Here is a 19,868-nt window from a genome sequence, read left to right on the forward strand (position 1 = left end):
ATGAGCGACGACCACACGCATGTCCGCGAATTCTTCACCGCCCGAGCGGCCCGGTGGGACAGCCGGTTCCCCGATGACGGGCCCGCCTACCAGGCCGCCGCATCCGAGCTGGGTCTGCGCCCCGGCGACCGCGTCCTCGACGCCGGCTGCGGCACCGGGCGTGCGCTGCCCGCACTCAGGGGCGCCGTAGGGCCCTCTGGAGCCGTACTCGGGATCGATCTGACGCCCGCCATGCTGGAGGCCGCTACGCGGGCAGGAAGGGACCGCGAAGGACAGCTCCTGCTCGCCGACGTGACCCAGCTCCCCTTGCGCGACGCGTCACTCGACGCGGTGTTCGGCGCGGGCCTGATCTCGCATCTGCCCGATCCGGCGGAGAACTTGCGGGAGTTGAGGCGCGTAGTGCGTCCCGGAGGGTGCCTCGCGCTCTTTCACCCCATCGGCCGGGCCGCGCTCGCGGCCCGGCAGGGGCGCCGGATCACAGCGGACGATCTGCGTGCGGAGCCGAACCTCCGCCCCCTGCTGGACGGTTCAGGGTGGCGGCTGACGTCGTACGTCGACGAAGACGCCCGGTTCCTCGCCCTTGCGGTACGGGGAGGCTAGAAGAGGGCCGTCACTGGCGTCCGGCGACGGCCGAGGCGAACACTTCCGGGTTGTCGAACATGACGTTGTGCCCGGCCCTCGACACGGTGACGACCCGCACCCCGGACGCCACCAGCTCGTCTGTTCCGGCGAGTTCACCGCTCAGTGCACCCTGCAAGAACACACGCTCCATAGGCAGGTCCTTGAGTATCTCCCGCATCGTGGGCCGTGTCCCCCTCACCAGCCCCGTTGCGCTGCGGTGCAGTGCACGGGGGTCGGCGAGCCGCATCGTCGCCGCCCAGAGGGGGCCGACCTTGTCGAGCACGCGCGCGTAGCCGCCGGACACGAACTCCTCCTCGTCGTACCCCGCGATTCCGCTGCTGCCCGCCGTCATGGGTGGGTCCGGATCGAGATTGGCCTCGGTGAGGACCAGCCGCGACACCAGACCACCGCGGCGGTGAGCGAGCACGATGGCGACAGCGCCGCCCATGCTGTGCCCGACGATCTCCGCGCCGGTCACCTCAGCCTCATCCAACGCCGCGGCCAAGGCGTCCGCGTGGTCCTCAAGCGTGTAGCCGAAGTCCGCCGGACGATCGCTGATGCCGTGGCCCGGCAGGTCGACGAAGAGCGATCGACGACCTGCCAGCTCGGGCCTGGCCGCGATGTGCGCGTGATAGACCGTCGACGCCGCGCCGAGCCCGTGCACATACACCCGGGCCGGGCCGTACCCTTCAGCCTCCGTCCAGCGCACACAACTGCCCTGCGCGTCGAACCGTGCCTGTCGCATCGCCGCTCCCTCACTCACGCGCCTACTCATTGGCCAGCACCCGGGAAGACGATACATCGATTTCGATGTATCACGAGTCCGAGGTACACCGCCGATGCGGCAGAATGCACGACATGCTCGAACTGGCCATCCTCGGATTCCTCTACGACGCGCCCTTGCACGGCTATGAGCTGCGCAAGCGCATCACGGCACTGACGGGCCACGTGCGCCCGGTCGCGGAGAGCACGCTGTACCCCGCCATCAAACGGCTGGAGAAGACCGGCCTCCTCACCCGTGAGACCCAGCCCGGCTCAGTGGCGGCCCCGCGGCATGTCCTGAACCTCACCGCGGACGGGCAGCGCGCATTGCGCAGCAGGCTCACAGAGCCGGTCCAGGCCGACATCACCGACGAGAACCGCTGGTTCACGGTCCTCGCCTTTCTCCGCCATCTCGACGACAAGACGGCGCAAGCCGCGGTCCTCGAGCGCCGTCTCGCCTTCCTGGAGGAGCCCGCGAGCTTCTTCTACGACGGCGAGCGCCCGCTGCGCGCCGAGGATCTGGACGACCCGTTCCGACGCGGAATCCTCACCATCGCCCGCGCGACGAGCCGGGCCGAACTCACCTGGCTGCGGACGACCTTGAACTCACTCCGCTGAAGCGCCGCCCGCCTCGTCCGTGTGCACCACCGGGCAGCCCCGCACACCGGGCACCGGGAACGAACCGAGTTCGCCGATCCGATAGCCCTTCGGGTAGCCCTTGATCTCCCAGTTCTGCCGGGCATAGTGCGGCGCCTCGCGTGGCGGCATCAGCCGCACGGCACGGCCGCGCAACCACACCGCGCGCCGGACCAGAGCGCGAGTGGTGGCGCCCGGTGGTTCGTAGCGGAATGCCCGCAGGAGAGGCTCGTCGAGCAGGGCGAGGGTCGACGTCCGCAACAAAGGCGCCAAGGGACGCGGATACCAGGAAGCCATGAGGTCGAGGGTCGCGTCGGAGACCCTGCGCGCGCCCTCGTCCCACGCGAAGTGGACCTCTTCGTAGTCGTCGAGACACTTCTCGAACTCTTCGTAGGAGTCAGGAATGTCCTGGATCCCCATGTGCCGCCCCAAGGTGCGGTAGTAGACGGCGCTCGCGGTCTTCTCATGGCGTGACAACCTGCGCCATCCGTAGGCGTCGATCCAGCGCTTGGGCATCACCACGAACGTGCACAGCACGTACCGCATGTCGTCATTGCTGATGTCGTAACTGCGATGCATCTGGTTGATGCGACGGATCGCGGTGCGCCCCTCCTCCGTGCCGAAGCCGTGCTCGACGACAGCGTCGAGCAGCAGGGCCGTGTCGTCGTACCGCTTCTGCGTACGGTCCGTCAGTTCGGCCGTATCGGCGAGGAGTCGGCCGATACTGGGGACGGCGTAGGTTCGGTAGAGGGCAAGTTCCAGAGAGCGGGTGAAGTCCCAGGGGAATTCGTAGGACGCGGTGAGCCGATAGATCGTCAGGGCGTCCTTCTCCGGATCGAGACGCCGGATTTCCTCGAGCCGCTCATAGCGCTTCACCGCACGGCCCCCCTTCATTCGCTGGAGCTCCAACTCTACGTTGGGGTACGACACATGAATGATCATCGACGGCAACCGCACCCGGGGGGAAGGTGGCCCACATGTTCGACAAGCTCCGCAATTTGTGGCGCGCGAACGAAACCGTTCGCGGCAAGGAGGAGCGTCCGCACAACCTCTTCGAAGCAGTCGCTGTCTACGTGGCGGCCAGCGCCGACGACGATCAGGACCGGATGGACGAGGCCACGGGCTGGGTGTCACCGGAAGCCCTGTCCTTCGGCATCAGCGAACTGGCGTGCCGCGCGGTCATCGCACTCGCACGGGAACGCGACGAGTCGCCGACGGATGTGGCCCGTACGCTCCTCGGCCTGCCTGCCGCCTGAACATTCGTGTGTGCGGGACCAGGGCAGGCCGGCCCGTCACTGTTCGGAGCGCCTGTCTCGGCGCCCGAAGCGGCGGCATACGAGCGAGTTTCATTGGTCATCTACCCTCGACGATCAAGTGGACCTGTGGTTAGGGTGCGCCGACGGATGAAGCGATGGGGGAGGCTGGCATGGCCGGAACGGACGACGCTGTCGCCGCCGAGGACGACGCGCTGTACGTGCTGACCGCGGTACTGCTGACACCCGCGAAGTTCCCCAGCGTGCTCGGTGACGACTACCCGGAGGCGTGTGCGGCACTACGGCTCGCACCACTCGCCGCCGGTTACGGTCTGGTGCTCGGTCAGGACGGGTCGGGCGCCCGGTGGACGGTCGTCGTCGACGACGTGTCACTCGTGGCCGTCGCGATCGCCTCCTGGGACTGTGGCATGGAGTACGACCTGTCCCCCGATGAGCACACCGTGGTCGCCGCGCTGCCGGGCTGGCCACTGGCGGTTGCCGTCGCCGCGCCCGGGGTGCCCGCTCCCCACGACCCCGAACCCGCCCCCGAGGACGCGGACCAGGAGCCGCTCTCGCCTCCTCATTCCGACACCTGGGGTCCTGCTCAGCGGCGGCTCGGCGCCGACGAGATCGCGCTCCAGTGGGCGGCCTGGCGCGAGCGGATCGACGACGCCGACTTCCTGACCGACGGTGCAGTGGAGAGTGCGGCGCGGGAGGACGAAGAGGCCGACGCGGAGGGCGGGGACACGGATGCCCGTCAGGAACCGCTCACCGGTGTACGGAGGGTCCTCGCGGAAGCACGGGCGTACGTGAGCACTCCGCCGCCTCTGGGCCGCGTGCGGTCGTCGTTCGCCTCCGGTGAGGCCCGTACGCTGCGTGCCGACGGTCCTGGCTGGTCCATGGTCGCCAGGACCGACGACATCGCGTTCGTGCTCCTCGACGAGGAGCCGGGAGAGGTACTGCCGGTGGGCCGTGGGACCGAACTCCCCTGGCTCCTCGAGTCGCTCGACAAGATGGCCGTGCGTCCCGCCTGATCCCCCCGCTGCCCGCGGGAGCTGCGGATCGTCAGTTGTTCCTCTCGGGGTCGACGAGAAACGCGGCCGTTGCCGTGTCGTGATCCGCGTGATCCCGCAGGCACTCCAGTTCACCGCGCCAGGTCTCGTCCCACGACGTCACCCGGCCACCGGCGCGCACCAGCGCGAGGGCCATCACTCCGGCCGCTGGGGACCCGCGCTCGCGCAGCAGCCGGGCGGCAGCGAGCAGTGCCGCACGCGCGCGTTGCGTAGGGGCATCGAGCTGAACCCCGGTCCCCAGGGGCAGCCGCTCGGGACGTTCCTCGACCAGGTCCAGGAGCCGCTCCCAGCGCTCGGCCCGGTGTTCTCCGTGGCGTACTGCGGCCAGCGACGTGTGCCATGTCAGGGTCACCGCGTCGGCGTACAAGCCCACCGTGTGCATCGACAGGGCCAGGGCGTCGGCGGTGCGAAGCGTCTCGGCAGAACCTCGCCGCACACGCAAGGCTTCACCGATACCCGCGATACGGCGGAGTGCGTCAGCGCGCGTCTGGGGGTCTGACGCGCCCCCGAGCTCCTGGAGACGCCGGATGGCATCCTTCAGGACGGCCCCTCCGGTCGGCCCCAGGGGGAACCAGGCCAGCTGTTGTGCGGCCGCGTCCCACTCCCTTCGGCTTCGTCGCGAGTCTGTGGCGACTCCGGCGACGGCGCGCATGGCATCGTCTGATTCCGGTGTGAACCATGCGGGCAGGGCACGGCACGCGGCGACGACGGTCTCTTCGTCGCCTTCCCTCACCAAGCGGGCCAAGAAGGCCGCATAGGCCTCCCCCGCGGATTCACGTACGGGCCCCACGCGCGCGTGGACCACCGCTTCCCTTACCGCGGGCTCGTCCGCCGCCCGAGCCAGGCGGTCGGCGATGGCAGGTCGGTCGATCGCGGCAAGGAGGAAACGTGCCACGACAGCGCGTACGTCGCGGTGTTGACGTGGCGCGTCCCAGGCGGCCACCAGGGCGTCGAACGCCGCGCCACCGGTGAGGGCACCCAAGGCGCGGACCGCCTCCTTTCGGGAGCCGACGGGGGCGTCCGGCGCGCAGGCCGCCGGAGCGAGCAGGGCGACGGCCTGCGAGTCCGGCACGGCCTCCAGGAGTCTGCGGGCGGATGCCATGGCGGCCCGCCCTCGTACGCCACCTGTCGCGGCGTGCCGGAGCAGGGTGCCCACCAGTGGGTCGGTCGTGGGCTGTGCTCCGTCGTGAGGGGCGGTGAGGACATCGCCCAGCGCCCCTAGTGCCGCTGCGGCGACTGGCTGTGGCGCCGTCTCCGCGAGAGTCGTGAGCAACGCCGGGTCACGCAGCTGCGTCGCGGCGTCGGCACGAGTGCGCAGCGGGGCCAGCTCGTCAGCGGCCACGCGCGCGTGGTGTTCGTCCCACGCGCGGCGCTGGTCGGGCAGCCAGCGGCCGATGACGCCCGTGTGCAGCCCCGGAGCCCAGGCAGTGGCTCGGGGACGTACACGGCCTGTGAGTCCTTCCTGGGCGGCTAGCAGTACCGAGTCCAGCAGGTCGGTACGCCGGGTCGCGACGGTGCGCAGGATGATCGGCACCGCCGCGAACGAGGCGTCCCGGCCGACCAGTTCGGCACTGCGCCGTTCTCGCATCGCCGACGGACTCACCCATGCGGCAGCGGCACGGGCCACGACGTCCGGGTCGTCGGACTCCAAAGCGATGTGTCGCACCAGGGCGTCGAGTTCCGGCAGCGCGGTGAGGTGCGGTGCGAGGAGTTCGGCGATCGTGGTGTGGAGATCGGGGCGCGCTCGCGTGCCTGCCGACACCACGGACCAGATGGCACGTGCCGCCTCTTCGCCGATGCGCAGCGGCGGGACGGGCTTGTGGGAGCGGAGGTCGGATACGACGTGGCAGAGCAATTCGATGGCGAACGCTGCACGGCTCGGCCTTCCGGTGCCGGCGGCGCTCTCCGCTCCGCGCCGGAGCAGTTGCTCAGCCGCGGCCAGGGTGCGGGTGGTCGAGTCGCGGGACTGGACGGTGGTCAGCGCCGCATCGCGCAGGACCCGGTCGGGCAGCGCGGCGAGCAGGTGCGGGGGCGCCCCCGCGAGCTGCTGGAGGGTGGCCCGCCGTACTTCCTCCTGGTCGTGCCAGGCCCGCTCGCAGTCCACGGCGATCCGTGCGAAGTCGTCCGGGTCGCCTTCCAGTTCCGCGCAGGCGAGCAGCGCGGGCCAGGCCGCCAGGCGTTGGTGGACCCGGTGCCGCCCCGCCATGTCGCGCAGCAGCGGTTCTCCCAGGGCGAGCGGGAGCGCGACGGCCAGTCGGCTCGATGTCCATTCCTGGCGCGACCAGCGCTCCACCCAGGTCATGACGATTTCCGCCCTGTCGGCCGGCTCCAGGGCCGTGAGTACGGCGGCGGGGAGGCTTCGCACCGAGCGGCGGCGGGCGGTGCGTTCCTCGACCAGGCGTCGTCGTTCCGGGGCGGGCAGCAGCGCCAGCAGGTTGTCGGGCTCGACGTCGTGACGTCCTGGCCCGTGATGGCGTGGCTGTGTGACAGGGCACCGCCGGGCCAGGTCCACCAGATCCGTGGGCGGGAGTTCACGCAGGGCGCGCAGTGTGGCGGGCGGCAAGGTCCCGGCGGGGAGCCGGAGTTCGCATGGGTTGCCGTCCTGGCCGGGTGGGGCGGCACGGAGGATCTCGAGGACCCGGGCCGGATGATGTAGCAGGGAACGGGCCGCGCGTGCCGACAGGAGGTCGGGAGCCCGGGTCAGGAGCAAAAGTCCGGCTTCCGGTTCGCGTCCCGCGGCCAGGCTCGCGACCGCGCGGTTGCGGCTCGTGAAGCGGTAACGGTCGCGGCTTGCCTCCTTGCTCTGACTGCGGGTGGCCAGGAGTTCGGCCACGGCGCGTGGTGCGGTGCGAGCCAGTGCGTTCAGCACGCCGGGAGGCGGGTCGAGTCGGGGCAGCCACTCGCCCACTGTCCCTGCGGGACATGCGGGCAGGAGCTGGGAGGCGTCCTGGGCGCCGAACCGTTCGTGGACTTCTGGCAACAGACGTGCGGCAAGGATGCGGCGGTGGCTGAGGCGCAGGACTCGGTACGTCTCGTGCCGCACCGCTCCGATGTCGCTCAACGCGAGCTGTCCCAGGGCTTCGTCCGGCACAGGAAGCCGGATGGCTGCCGAGAGGGCACGGCGGCGCAGGAGGGGATCGGTGAGGGCAGCGGCGACGACGGCGAGGTCGCGGCGGGTGACGGCGAGGAAGAGAGCGGTGTGCCGTTCGTCAGCCGAACCTGCGGCGAGGGCGCTGCGGAGCGTTCTGTACGCCGCCGGTGTGAGCCCTCGGACATAGCGCGCCAAGGCGCTCATGCGGGCCGGGAAGGGCAGTGGGTCGAAGTGCGCCTTCAGCCAGGCCGCAGTCAGCGGCGCGGGAGCGGTCTGAGACTGGGAGGACGGCGTCTGCGACGCGTCGTATGCGGCCATCAGCGGTCACCGTGTGAGCGCTGGGCCTCCTTTCGGGAAGTCATGTCTGCCATGATCACCGCCGAACCGGGAGTGGTGCAACGGGTTTTCCGCTCGCGGAACTGCCGTGGGCAGGACCGCGAGCGGGGCACCCGTCAGCTTCTGTGCCTCGCGTGTGCGCTCACCGGCGCGACGCTCTCCCCGGCGCGCCGGGTCAGTGGCCGATCTCCTTGCGTGAAACGCGGCGCAGCCTGCGCCGCTGCCCTGGGTCCAGGGTCAGATAGGCCGCGGCCGGGACTCCCAGCACGATCAGGAGGGAGGCCCACCAGGGCAGCCAGATCAACAGGATGATGCCGACCGCCACGCCTCCTGCGGCGATCTTCGCGTTCTTCGACATGTGCGTCGCCTCCTTCGCGGCTATTGCCGCTCTCTGTATTGAGAAACGGGCTCCGGCGGCCCACAGTTCCAGTCTGCTCCCCTGATAGATCCCTGAGGAGCGACCCTGACGCAACCCTGAGCCGCGCCCGCCGCCCGAGCGGCTACTCGACCCTCAGCGGCTCGCCGACCTCGTACATGTGGCGCAGTACCTGCCGGTAGGAGTCGATGAATCCGGCCTCCGTGTACGGCATCCCCAGCTCGGCGCAGTGGGCGCGTACCAGGGGCTGCACGCGCCGCAGGCTGGGGCGGGGCAGGCTCGGGAACAGGTGGTGCTCGATCTGGTAGTTGAGTCCACCGAGGAACCAGTCGGTCAGCACGCTGCCGCGGATGTTGCGGGAGGTGAGGACCTGCCGGCTGAGGTGGCCCCAGCGTTCACCGTCGGGGTCGGGCATCTCCATGCCCTTGTGGTTGGGCGCGAAGGCCAGGCCGAGATGCAGACCGAAGAGCGCCTGGTGGATGGCGGCGAAGGCGATGGCGTGGCCCACGGGCATCGTGGCGAGCAGGAGCGCCACGTATCCGACGAGGTGCGCCACCAGCAGAAGGCCTTCCAGCACACGCTCGCGCGGAGCCTGGCGGCGCAGGTCCTGGAAGCCGTAGATCTTCATGGCGACGCCCTGGAGCAGCGTCAAGGGGAAGAAGAGCCAGGCCTGGTTACGGGTGAGCCAGCGCTGGAAGCCCCTGCGGACCTTGGCCTGCTTACTGGTCCAGACAAGGACGTTCGCGGCGACGTCGGGGTCCTTGTCGATGTGGTTGGGGTTGGCGTGGTGGCGGTTGTGCTTGTCGTTCCACCAGGCCGAGCTCATTCCGAGCAAGAGGTTCCCGTGGACGAGACCGATGGCGCGGCTCACGCCGCGGTCGCCGGTGATCTGGGAGTGCCCGGCGTCATGACCTATGAACGCCGTCCGGGCACACAGTGCGGCGAGGACGGGCGCCAGGAGCAGCACCCACCACGAGCCTCCGATGAGGAACATGCCCGTCCCTACGGCGGCCAGCGCCACCGCGTTGACCGCGATGGTGGACGTGTACCAGCCAGTGCGGCGCCCCAGGAGGCCGTGCTCCTTGACGGTGCGCAGGAGAGGAGCGAAATCGCTTCCCGTGGGCTGCCGTGTGGTGGTGCCTGGGGAACGTTCCGCGACTGCTGCGGCGGCCTGGGGCATGGTGAGGTCTCCGGTCTCTGACTGGATCGGGCTGACGTCACAAAACGTACGAGCCAGTGACCTTGGGCAACCATGGCGCCTACACCCGACTTCTGAAGGGGGCTAGCACCGCCCGGGAGGGGGGGTAGCTACACCTTCGAAGTGGCGTGACGGGGATCACCGCGCGATCACTCCCGTCTTGCGCTGGGCGTACTGTACTCTCGGCCGCTCCGACCCCAGTAGTCAAGTTTGAGGAATGTGCCATCGTCGTGCCAAGGCCCCCTGCCGCGTCACCTTCCGAGATCTCTGAACTGTCCCGCTGCTCCGCGCTCTTCGTATCCGCCGACCCGGCCCGCGGCGGCCGGGTCGCCTTCTGGAACCCCGACGGAGACGCACCGCCCGACTGCTCCGCAGGCGCCATCGAGGAGCTGACCGTCGCCGTGCCCGGCGGCGACGGCGCAAGGCTCAGCCGCGTATCCGCGGCACTCCTCCCGATGCGCGCGGCACTACCGGTCCTGACACGCGCGCGTGCCATGGCAGGGGCACACCCGACGGTCGCGTTCTGGGGGACGGCGGGCGTGCTCGCGCTGCAACTCGCGGCGCGCGGGCTGCTGTTGCCCGGACTGACACCGAATGATCACGACGCGTGGCGCTCGGGCCCCCTCGGGGCCGATGACCTACAGCGGCTTCGTGATCTCGCCGCCGCGATGCCACCCGCCGCCCACGCCGCTCCGCTTGACGACTCCGAGCCGCTGCGGCTGCCCGAACCCGAGCGGCTACTGCGCCAGTTCCTCGACGCGGTGGCCGATACGCTCCCCCGCTCCCCCGCGGCGACGCTCGCTGCGGGCGCGGCACCCTTCGCCTCTCCCCAGCCGCAGCGCATCCCCGAGCAGCGCCCCTGGGCCACCGATGTCGCCGCCGGGCACGACGCCGGCGTACGCATCTCACTGCGCGTCGAGGTGCCCGGCCTGGTGTCGGACACCTCGGGCGACACCCGGCTGCCGTTCCGCGCCGTGCTGCAGATGCACAGCGTCAGCGACCCCTCACTCGTCGCCGACGCGGCTGAGGTGTGGGCCGGCTCCGGCGCCTCGGGGCAGGCCTTCGGGCCACGCTCCCGGATGGACGCCCTGCTCGCGCTCCGCCGCGCCACGCGCGCGTGGCCGCCGCTGGCCCCACTCCTTTCGGCCACCGTGCCCGATGCGCTCGAACTCGCCGACGAAGAGGTCACCTCGCTCCTGGGCGAGGGATCCCGCATGCTCGTCACCGCGGGTGTCGAGGTGCACTGGCCCAAGGAACTGGCACGCAACCTGACCGCCCGCGCAGTCATCGGCCCGCCCGACGACGACAAGAAGGACCCTGACAAGCCGTCGTCGGACACGCCGTCATACCTCTCCGCCAACGCGCTGCTGGCCTTCAACTGGCGGTTCGCGCTGGGCGATCAGCAGCTGTCACGCGAGGAGCTGGACCGTCTCGCCGAAGCCAATCGTCCCGTGGTGCGCCTGCGCGACCAGTGGGTGCTCATCGACCCCGAGGAGGCGCGGCGCGCTCGCGAACACCAGGACCGCAAGGTCACCCCGATCGACGCCCTGAGCGCCGTTCTGACGGGCACCACCGAGGTGGCGGGGAGCCGATTGGACGTCCAGCCGACAGGCTGGCTCGCCACGCTGCGCGAGCGCCTCTTGGACCCGGAGGGCATGGAGCCGGTCGGTCAGCCGGAAGCGCTCGCCGCGGATCTGCGCGACTATCAGCTGCGCGGCCTGAACTGGCTGGCCCGGATGACCTCGCTGGGCCTGGGCGGCTGCCTCGCGGACGACATGGGCCTCGGAAAGACCATCACGCTGATCTCCCTGCATCTGCACCGGCAGACGGACAGCGAGTCCGCGGGACCGACACTCGTCGTCTGCCCCACGTCCCTGATGGGCAACTGGCAGCGCGAAATCGAGAAGTTCGCCCCCGGCACCCCTGTACGCCGCTTCCACGGCACTCAGCGCAGCCTGGAGGACCTGGCCGACGGTGAGTTCGTGCTCACCACGTACGGCACGATGCGGCTCGACACCGGCAGCCTGGCCGGCGCCCCTTGGGGCATGGTCGTCGCCGACGAGGCTCAGCACGTCAAGAACCCCTACTCGGCCACCGCCAGGCAGCTGCGGACCATCGGCGCACGCGCACGCGTGGCGCTCACCGGCACACCCGTGGAGAACAATCTCTCCGAGCTGTGGGCCATCATCGACTGGACGACACCGGGGCTGCTCGGCAAGCTCGGCACCTTCCGCACCCGGTACGCCCAAGCCGTCGAGAGCGGTAAGGACCCGTCGGCCGCCGAGCGTCTCGGCCAACTGGTACGCCCCTTCCTGCTGCGCAGGCGCAAGTCCGATCCGGGCATCGCGCCCGAGCTGCCGCCCAAGACGGAGACCGACAGGGCCGTGTCCCTCACGGCGGAACAGACGGGCCTCTACGAAGCCGTGGTGCGCGAGACTCTCGCGGAGATCTCCGGCGCTGACGGCTTCACCCGCCGCGGCATGATCGTCAAGCTGCTCACCGGGCTCAAGCAGATCTGCAACCACCCGGCGCAGTTCCTCAAGGAGGACAAGCCGCGGATCGAGGGCCGTTCCGGAAAGCTGGAACTCCTTGACGAGCTGCTCGACACGATCCTCTCCGAAGACGCGAGCGTGCTGATCTTCACGCAGTACGTCCAGATGGCGCGCCTCATCGAGCAGCATCTGGCAGCCCGTGGCACCCTCACTCAGTTTCTGCACGGCGGAACGCCCATCGCCGCGCGCGAGGCGATGGTGCAGCGCTTCCAGGACGGCGAAGTCCCCGTCTTCCTGCTGTCGTTGAAGGCCGCGGGGACGGGACTGAATCTGACGCGGGCCGAGCACGTGGTGCACTACGACCGCTGGTGGAACCCCGCCGTCGAGGCCCAGGCCACCGACCGGGCGTACCGGATCGGGCAGACGCAACCCGTGCAGGTGCATCGGCTCATCGCGGAGGGGACGATCGAGGACCGCATCGCCGACATGCTGGTGCGCAAGCGGGAGTTGGCGGACGCGGTGCTCGGCTCCGGCGAGGCGGCGCTGACGGAACTCACCGACGCGGAACTGTCCGATCTGGTGGAGCTGCGAGGGGGGTCGCGATGAGTGACATGTATGACGAGTCGAACGGCGACACACACGAGGACGGCGCCCCCGGGGAAGGCCCATACGGGCATGAGCGCACCTTCTCCGCGCTGCCGGCCACGCACGGGCGGGCATTCGCGCAGAGCTGGTGGGGCCAGGCCTGGCTCAAGGCCCTGGAGGACACCGCACTGGACCTTGCGCAGTTGAAGGCCGGGCGCAGGCTCGCGCGCGCCGACGCCGTGGGCGCGGTGTCGGTGCGCCCTGGCCGCATCACCGCGGTGGTCCAGGGCCATGACGGCACCCCGCACCGCTCCGACGTACTGCTGCAGCAACTGAGCGAGGACGCGTGGGACCGCTTCCTGGGCATGGCTGTCGAGCGGGCCGGGCATATCGCGGCGCTGCTCGACCGTGAGATGCCGCCGCATCTGGTGGAGGACGCGGCGGCAGCGGGTGTCGAACTCCTGCCGGGGATCGGTGACCTGGAGCCGGAGTGCGACTGCGAGGCCTGGGACCACTGCGGGCACACCGCCGCGCTCTGCTACCAGGTGGCCCGGCTGCTCGACCAGGATCCGTTCGTGCTGCTCCTGATGCGTGGCCGCGCGGAGCGGGAACTGCTGGACGAGCTTCAAGTACGCAGTGTGGCGCGGGCGGAGGCTGAAGAGACGCCCGGGGAGGAGCCCGAGGGGGTCCAGGAAGGCGTGTACGCCGACGAGGCGTACGCAGAGGGAGCCATCCTTCCTCCGCTGCCCGACCTCCCTCTGCTGCCGTCCGAGAGGGGCCTGCCGCCCTCCCTCGACACTGAGGCGGAGCCCGCGCCCGGCATCGATGTGGCCGCGCTCGAGTTCCTGGCGGCACAGGCGGCCACGGCGGCGCACCGGATGCTGGCCGAGGCGCTCTCGCCCGGACACGAACGGCAGCCGGTCGAGCAGGAGTTGACGCTGGACGAGGATGCCGTACGGCTGGGCGCCGCGGCTCCCACGGCTGCGGTGGCGGCGCGCCTCGCGTCCGCCTCTGACCGCGGCAAGGAGGGGCTCACGTTGGCCGTACGGGCTTGGGAGTACGGGGGTCCGGCTGCGCTCCGCGTCCTGGAGGAGGAGTGGGCTCCCGAAGCGGAGGCGCTGGCACGCGCGCGTGCGGCGCTGGACGCGGCCTGGGACGAAGGCGAGCGGCCCCGGCTGCGCGCCGCCCGCAATCGCTGGACCGTGGTCGGGAGCGACGCACAGCTGCGGCACGGGACCGACGGCCGCTGGTGGCCCTACCGCAAGGAACGCGGCCGCTGGACCCCGGCAGGACCCGCGGCACACGATCCGGCGACCGCGCTGGCCGTACTGACCGGCGGCGAGTAGGGCAGACAAGTCTGGTGCGGGCCCCACCCGGCGCCCGCATCAGACGGCCCGCCCCGCGCGGCCAAGACCACTCGACGCCGCAGCGGCGACCGGCGTATCCGCGCCACTCACACACACGCCGGGAACACCGGCTCGCGCGCTCCCCCTGATCGGCGATTGAGCACGAGCATGACATCCGAGAGTGTGGATCACACCGGTTCAGGGGGTACCGACCGCGACTGGACTCCCCCGTCCCGCAGTACCGCAGGAGCGTCGGGTTCATCAGCGCGATCTACCTGAAGGGGGAGACGAGGGCAACGTGCCCAACCACCGCTGACCGGCCTGTGGTCGACGACGGCGCCTCCCACCCCTCGCGGGAGGCGCCGTCGGTATGCCCCCTCACGTTCACCTTTCCGCCTCCCTGTGTTCGTGGCGACGGCGAAGTCTGACCGCTGTCACCGAACGACCGCCCCAGGAGGCACCCATGTCCCCGCACGCCGCCCGTAAGCGTCGCATCCGCCGCTCCGTCGCCGCGGGTGTGCCGTTCGCCGTGCTCGCCGCGGTCGCGGTCACCGGGACCGCCACAGGCGCCCAGACCGGCGACAAGGAGAGGGCACCTCGGATCACGGCTACGGCGACGCTGGGCGACATCCCTCTGGGCACATTCAGCAACTCCTTGTTGCCCGGCACCGTGGACAACGACCGCGGTGTGGATCTGGGCGGCATCGGCAGTGACATCTATCCGACGGGCCGCAAGGGTGAGTTCTGGACAGTCACCGATCGGGGCCGAATGGCCAGATCAAGGTGGATGGCAAGAAGCGACGCACTTTCGCTGTCCCCGGATTCGATCCGGCGATCGTGAAGGTCCGCGTCTCCGGTGACACCGTGAAAGTCATCGACGCGCTCCCGCTGACGACATCCTCCGGGAAGCCCGTCACCGGACTGCCCAACCAGGAGGGGCGCGACGAGGCGCCCTACACGTACGACGCGAAGACCTCGCTCACGTACGACCCGAACGGTCTGGACACCGAGGGCATCGTGCGGGCGCACGACGGCAGCTTCTGGCTGGTCGACGAGTACGGCCCCTCGCTCATCCATGTCTCCGCGCACGGAGAGGTGCTCAAGCGCTACGTCCCCCATGGCCTGAAGCTCGCCGGCGCCGACTACCCGGTCGTCGAGGCGCTGCCCGGCATCCTGCTGCACCGCAAGGGCAATCGAGGCTTCGAAGGGCTCGCTCAACTACCGGGCGGTGACCTCGTGATGGCGGTCCAGAGCCCCCTGTCCGTGCCGGACGAGGACACGGGTGACGGATCACGGACGACGCGGCTGCTGCGCTTCTCGCCGAAGAAGCAGGCGGTCACCGCCGAGTACGCGTATCGCTTCGACGCGGTGGGGGTCGTCGACCCGGGTGAGGACGACACGTCCGAGCTGAAGATCTCCTCCGTAGTGGCCATCGGCCGTGACCGGCTCCTCGTCGAGGAGCGCACCGACAAGGCCGCGCGGCTGCAGACGGTGAAGCTGGACCGCCGCGCCGACATACTCGGCGACCAGTGGGACGATGCCTCGACGAAGCCCTCCTTGGAGCAGCTCGAGGATCCGGCGGCCTCCGGAGTGTCCGTCCTGAAGAAGCGGCTCCTGGTCGATCTGAACGGCATCGACGGTGTTCCCGACAAGATCGAGGGCGTGGCTCGCGTCGGCACTCGCACTCTCGCGCTGATCAACGACAACGACTTGGGGATGACGGACGGAGCGGAGGCCTTCGACAAGGACGGCCGGCTGGTGGACAGCGGGGTGCAGACCACCGTGACGTACGTGCGACTGCCCAAGAAGATCTGAGCCCCAGGACTCCGTTCCGCCACGCGGGGGGGGCGTTACCAGGTGGCGGGGACCTGCGTCTCGGAAGGATCGAGACGCAGCCCGTGCGCGGAAGTGATGCTCCCGGAGCTGAAGCCTCCGATCAGCCTCGCGCCCCCAGGAGGTGGTCCATGGCCAGCTGATCGAGATGCTCGAAGGCCATTCCACGGACGGCGGCCGCCGTCACATCGAAGTCTTCGAAGGCACCGCGGTCGGCGAGCAGTCCGGAGAGGCCGTCCTCTGCTGTCGGCAAGGACAGTTCGTCAAGGCGGGAAGCGCGCAAGGCTTCCTGGACTTCCGGGTCGGCACGGAACGCCGCCGAACGCTCCCGCAGGATGAGGTAGTTGCGCATACAGCCTGCCGCTGACGCCCACACACCCGCGTAATCCTCTGTGCGCGGCGGCTTGAAGTCGAAGTGCCGCGGCCCCTCGTAACCGCCCCTCTCCAGGAGGTCGACCAGCCAGAAGGCGCTCCGCAGATCCCCCGCGCCGAAGCGCAGATCCTGGTCGTACTTGATGCCGGTCTGGCCGTTGAGGTCGATGTGGAACAACTTGCCCGCCCACAGGGCCTGCGCGATGGAGTGCGGGAAGTTGAGGCCGGCCATCTGCTCGTGGCCCACTTCGGGGTTGACGCCGAACAGATCAGAGCGCTCCAGGCGCTCGATGAAGGCGAGCGCATGTCCGACGGTGGGCAGCAGGATGTCGCCGCGCGGCTCGTTCGGCTTGGGCTCGATCGCGAAGCGCAGGTCGTATCCCTGCTCCGTCACGTAGTCGCCGAGCAGGTCGAAGGCCTCCTTCATGCGGTCGAGAGCGGCGCGTACGTCCTTGGCGGCGCCGGACTCCGCGCCTTCCCTGCCGCCCCACGCGACGTAGGTGCGGGCACCCAGTTCCACCGCGAGGTCGATGTTGCGGATCGTCTTGCGCAGGGCGTAGCGGCGCACGTCCCGGTCGTTGGCGGTGAACGCCCCGTCCTTGAAGACGGGGTGCGTGAAGAGGTTCGTGGTCGCCATCGGCACGACGAGCCCTGTCGTGTCGAGCGCCTGCCGGAAGTGCTTGATGTGCGACTCGCGCTCGGCGTCCGTGGATCCGAAGGGGATCAGGTCGTCGTCATGGAAGGTCACTCCGTAGGCACCGAGTTCGGCCAGATGACGTACGGAGTCGGCCGGGTCGATGGCCGCCCTGGTCGCGTCCCCGAACGGGTCCCTTCCCTGCCAGCCGACGGTCCACAGGCCGAAGGTGAACTTGTCCTCAGGAGTGGGCTGGTACGTCATGTGCGGCTCCCTAGATGGCTGATGCGCGGCTGTGCGGCCGATCCGGGCACGGCTGCGCCATGAGCTCATGGCTGTGCCACGAGCTCATGTGCGGCTGCCCCGACTATTTCGTCATGGCACTTAACAAATTAGTATCCGGAGGCATCCCTGGGAAGGTCGGACGAGAAGAAGTCCGGGCACGCCCGGAAAGAGCCGCGGGAACGGAGACCCCCGATGTCATCAGCACCAGCAGCCGACGGTCCTCTCGTCGTCGGCGTGGACAGCTCCACGCAGTCCACGAAGGTCCTGGTCGTCGACGCCGCCACCGGCAGGGTGGTGGCGAGCGGTCAGGCCCCGCACGGCGTCAGTTCGGGGGCGGCACGCGAGAGTGACCCCGAGGAGTGGTGGCAGGCGCTGTGCGAGGCACTGCGCCAGTGCGGAGACGCGGCGCACGAGGCCGCGGCGGTGTCGGTCGGCGGTCAGCAGCACGGGCTCGTCACGCTGGACGCACACTCCAGGCCGGTGCGGCCCGCTCTGCTCTGGAACGACGTGCGCTCGGCGCCGCAGGCCCGCTCTCTGGTCGACCGTCTGGGCGGCCCGAAGGCGTGGGCCGAACGCGTGGGCAGCGTGCCGGGCCCCTCCTTCACGGTGACCAAGTGGGCCTGGCTCAGCGAGCACGAGCCCGAGGCGGTCCGCGCCACCACCGCCGTGCGACTCCCCCACGACTACCTCACCGAACGTCTCACGGGATGCGGCACGACCGACCGAGGCGACGCCTCCGGTACGGGCTGGTGGGCGTCCGCGACGGAGTCGTACGACGAGGAGATCCTGGGACTCGTAGGCCTGGATCCCTCGCTGCTGCCGCGAGTGGTCCACCCGGGAGAGGTCGCGGGCACGGTCCGCGGTAGCGGCGAACTTCCGTTCTCCAAGGGCACGCTGGTCGCCCCCGGAACCGGGGACAACGCGGCGGCCGCGCTCGGACTCGGTCTGCGACCCGGCACTCCGGTGCTGAGCCTGGGAACGTCAGGCACCGTGTACGCGGTATCGAGCCGCCGCCCCACGGATCCGACGAGCACGGTGGCCGGCTTCGCCGACGCACGCGGCGACTGGCTGCCGCTGGCTTGCACGCTCAACTGCACCCTGGCCGTGGACCGCGTGGCCACGCTGCTGAGCCTCGACCGTGAGGCGGTGGAGGCAGGCGGCTCCGTCACACTGCTGCCCTATCTGGACGGTGAGCGCACCCCTGACCTGCCGCACGCCTCGGGGCTGTTGTACGGACTCCGGCACGACACGACTCCGGGCCAGCTGCTGCAGGCGGCCTACGACGGGGCCGTGCACTCGCTGCTCGGCGCCCTCGATCTGGTCCTCGATGCCGACACTGACCGGTCGGCTCCGCTCCTGCTCATCGGCGGCGGCGCACGCGGCACAGCCTGGCAGGACACCGTGCGGCGCCTCTCCGGACGCCCCGTTCAGGTGCCCGAAGCCCGGGAACTGGTCGCGCTCGGCGCCGCCGCGCAGGCCGCGGGACTCCTCACCGGAGAGGATCCGGCGGCTGTCGCGCGACGCTGGGGTACGGCCAAGGGGCCAGTGCTGGCCCCTGTGGAACGGGACGAGGCGGCACTCGCGCGGATCGCCGGGGTAGTCTCCGACGCGGCGCCGCTGCTCGGCAGCACGGGTCACGAGGACTCACGGCCATGAGGACAGCAGAGCAGGGACTGACGGGGGCATGACCGCACCACCGCACGACGCACGCCAGGGCACGTCAGGGGCCCCACTGCCCGACACCCAGCAGGGGATGCGCCGCCGCAATCTCTCCCGCGTCATGCACGCGGTCGCGGCGCACGGGCCGCTGTCCCGTGCCGCCGTGGCCACTCGGATCGGTCTGACTCGGGCCACCGTCTCCACCCTGGTGGACGAGTTGATCCGCTCCGGACTCCTGGACGAGCTGGGCCCTGAGCGCCCCGGCCGGGTGGGCCGCCCCGGCTCCGCACTCGCGGTCAGCGGCAGCGGACCGGCCGGGATCGGCGCCGAGGTGGGCGTCGATCATCTCGCGGTGTGCGTGGTCGATCTGCGCGGAGAGGTACGCGCGCGTGCCGTGCGACAAGGCAGCAACTGGGGGCGCGCCCCCGAACCCGTTCTCAAGGAGCTCGTCGCACTGGTGCGACAGGTGAGTGTCGCAGCGCGGCTGGCAGGTCTACGTCCCGCGGGCCTTGCCGTCGCGGTCCCCGGCCTCGTCGCCCATGACACACGAACGGTGGTCCGCGCCCCCAACCTCGACTGGCACGACGTCGACCTCGGTGCGCTGCTGCCGGGCGGGCTGCCGCTGACGGTGGACAACGAAGCCAACTTCGGTGCGCTGGCCGAGCTGTGGCTCGGCGACGAGATACCGCAGGACTTCCTCCACGTATCGGCGGAGATCGGCATCGGTGCCGCACTGGTCGTCGACGGACGGCTGCTGCGGGGGACGCGTGGCTTCGCGGGCGAGTTGGGGCATGTCCCGGTGTGGCCCGACGGCCCGGCGTGTCCGTGCGGCGGGCGTGGCTGCCTGGAGCAGTACGCGGGCGAGGGGGCGGTGCTGCGCGCGGCGGGCATCGCCCCGGATGCGGACCGCGTCGGGCTGCTCGCCGAGCGCGCCGCACAGGGCGACAAGGAAGTACGACAGGCACTGCACGGTGCCGGGACAGCACTGGGCATCGCGCTCACCGGAGCGGTGAATCTGCTGGATCCGCGCTCGGTGGTGCTCGGCGGGGCCCTGTCGCGGCTCGCACCGTGGCTGCTGCCGTCATTGGAGGGCGAGTTGGGGCGCCGTACAGCGGGCACAGCGTGCGATGTCGCGGTATCCGGACTGGGCTCCGACGGTCCGTTGCTGGGGGCGGCGCACTCCGTAGTACGGACCGTGCTTGATGATCCGGCGGGTGCGGCGGCGTAGCTTCGGCCTTCCGCCGGCGCGAACCACCTGACTACGTAGACGCCACATTTGCCGCCAGGAGCGCCGCGTCAGCCACTCTCTGACGATG

The 19,868-nt window shown here is 70.3% G+C and carries 14 protein-coding genes and 1 pseudogene; 9 read left to right on the forward strand and 6 right to left on the reverse strand.

Translation table 11 applies throughout. The annotated features are described in order from the left end of the window. A complete protein-coding gene (locus tag ACGFSB_RS20425; protein ID WP_393400964.1) occupies positions 1 to 600 on the forward strand; it encodes a class I SAM-dependent methyltransferase in 600 nt (199 codons plus the stop codon). Positions 601 to 610: 10 nt separating this feature from the next. On the opposite strand, the gene ACGFSB_RS20430 is transcribed toward ACGFSB_RS20425, so the two are convergent. After that, positions 611 to 1,366 (reverse strand): alpha/beta fold hydrolase, encoded by a 756-nt coding sequence (locus ACGFSB_RS20430; protein WP_393400967.1) that lies wholly within the window; start codon positions 1,364 to 1,366, stop codon positions 611 to 613. A gap of 113 nt (positions 1,367 to 1,479) precedes the next feature. Here ACGFSB_RS20430 and ACGFSB_RS20435 point away from each other — a divergent pair, with 113 nt between their 5' ends. After that, positions 1,480 to 2,001, forward strand: a complete 522-nt coding sequence (locus tag ACGFSB_RS20435) for a PadR family transcriptional regulator (RefSeq protein WP_393400970.1) — start codon at positions 1,480 to 1,482, stop codon at positions 1,999 to 2,001. On the opposite strand, the gene ACGFSB_RS20440 is transcribed toward ACGFSB_RS20435, so the two are convergent. Next, a complete protein-coding gene (locus ACGFSB_RS20440) occupies positions 1,990 to 2,895 on the reverse strand; it encodes an oxygenase MpaB family protein (RefSeq protein WP_393400973.1) in 906 nt (301 codons plus the stop codon). The two genes, ACGFSB_RS20435 and ACGFSB_RS20440, sit on opposite strands and share 12 nt — an antisense overlap. A gap of 101 nt (positions 2,896 to 2,996) precedes the next feature. Here ACGFSB_RS20440 and ACGFSB_RS20445 point away from each other — a divergent pair, with 101 nt between their 5' ends. Beyond that, on the forward strand, positions 2,997 to 3,275 hold the full coding sequence (locus ACGFSB_RS20445; protein WP_393400975.1) for a hypothetical protein: 279 nt from the start codon (positions 2,997 to 2,999) through the stop codon (positions 3,273 to 3,275). A gap of 170 nt (positions 3,276 to 3,445) precedes the next feature. Continuing rightward, complete coding sequence (locus tag ACGFSB_RS20450) at positions 3,446 to 4,306, forward strand: hypothetical protein (RefSeq protein WP_393400978.1); 861 nt, start codon at positions 3,446 to 3,448, stop codon at positions 4,304 to 4,306. A 31-nt stretch (positions 4,307 to 4,337) separates the two neighbouring features. On the opposite strand, the gene ACGFSB_RS20455 is transcribed toward ACGFSB_RS20450, so the two are convergent. From ACGFSB_RS20455 to ACGFSB_RS20465, 3 genes are all read right to left on the reverse strand, one after another. Continuing rightward, positions 4,338 to 7,754 carry a hypothetical protein gene (locus tag ACGFSB_RS20455; RefSeq protein WP_393400980.1) on the reverse strand — a complete coding sequence of 1,139 codons (3,417 nt, stop codon included), beginning with the start codon at positions 7,752 to 7,754 and terminating at the stop codon, positions 4,338 to 4,340. Positions 7,755 to 7,947: 193 nt separating this feature from the next. Beyond that, on the reverse strand, positions 7,948 to 8,130 hold the full coding sequence (locus tag ACGFSB_RS20460) for a hypothetical protein (RefSeq protein WP_393400983.1): 183 nt from the start codon (positions 8,128 to 8,130) through the stop codon (positions 7,948 to 7,950). Between the two features lie 142 nt (positions 8,131 to 8,272). Beyond that, positions 8,273 to 9,328 carry an acyl-CoA desaturase gene (locus ACGFSB_RS20465; protein ID WP_393400986.1) on the reverse strand — a complete coding sequence of 352 codons (1,056 nt, stop codon included), beginning with the start codon at positions 9,326 to 9,328 and terminating at the stop codon, positions 8,273 to 8,275. A gap of 248 nt (positions 9,329 to 9,576) precedes the next feature. On the opposite strand from ACGFSB_RS20465, the gene ACGFSB_RS20470 reads away from it, so the two are divergent. The 3 genes and pseudogenes from ACGFSB_RS20470 to ACGFSB_RS20480 all read left to right on the forward strand — a co-directional run bounded on the left by ACGFSB_RS20470 (position 9,577) and on the right by ACGFSB_RS20480 (position 15,584). Then, positions 9,577 to 12,444, forward strand: coding sequence for a DEAD/DEAH box helicase (locus tag ACGFSB_RS20470; protein ID WP_393400988.1), 2,868 nt, complete (start codon positions 9,577 to 9,579; stop codon positions 12,442 to 12,444). After that, complete coding sequence (locus ACGFSB_RS20475) at positions 12,441 to 13,769, forward strand: SWF or SNF family helicase (RefSeq protein WP_393400990.1); 1,329 nt, start codon at positions 12,441 to 12,443, stop codon at positions 13,767 to 13,769. The genes ACGFSB_RS20470 and ACGFSB_RS20475 overlap by 4 nt, the downstream gene beginning before the upstream one ends. A 463-nt stretch (positions 13,770 to 14,232) precedes the next feature. Next, a pseudogene (locus ACGFSB_RS20480) lies at positions 14,233 to 15,584 on the forward strand (esterase-like activity of phytase family protein). A 121-nt stretch (positions 15,585 to 15,705) separates the two neighbouring features. Here ACGFSB_RS20480 and xylA read toward each other — a convergent pair. Further along, positions 15,706 to 16,872, reverse strand: coding sequence for a xylose isomerase (gene xylA, locus ACGFSB_RS20485; protein WP_393400993.1), 1,167 nt, complete (start codon positions 16,870 to 16,872; stop codon positions 15,706 to 15,708). A gap of 213 nt (positions 16,873 to 17,085) precedes the next feature. On the opposite strand from xylA, the gene xylB reads away from it, so the two are divergent. Further along, entirely contained in the window at positions 17,086 to 18,549 is a 1,464-nt protein-coding gene (gene xylB, locus ACGFSB_RS20490; RefSeq protein WP_393400996.1) for a xylulokinase, read from the forward strand. A 28-nt stretch (positions 18,550 to 18,577) separates the two neighbouring features. Continuing rightward, positions 18,578 to 19,780, forward strand: a complete 1,203-nt coding sequence (locus tag ACGFSB_RS20495) for an ROK family protein (RefSeq protein ID WP_393400999.1) — start codon at positions 18,578 to 18,580, stop codon at positions 19,778 to 19,780. Positions 19,781 to 19,868: the final 88 nt, after the last annotated feature.

It is taken from the genome of Streptomyces sp. NPDC048441, assembly GCF_043200235.1.
Taxonomy (GTDB): Bacteria; Actinomycetota; Actinomycetes; order Streptomycetales; family Streptomycetaceae; genus Streptomyces.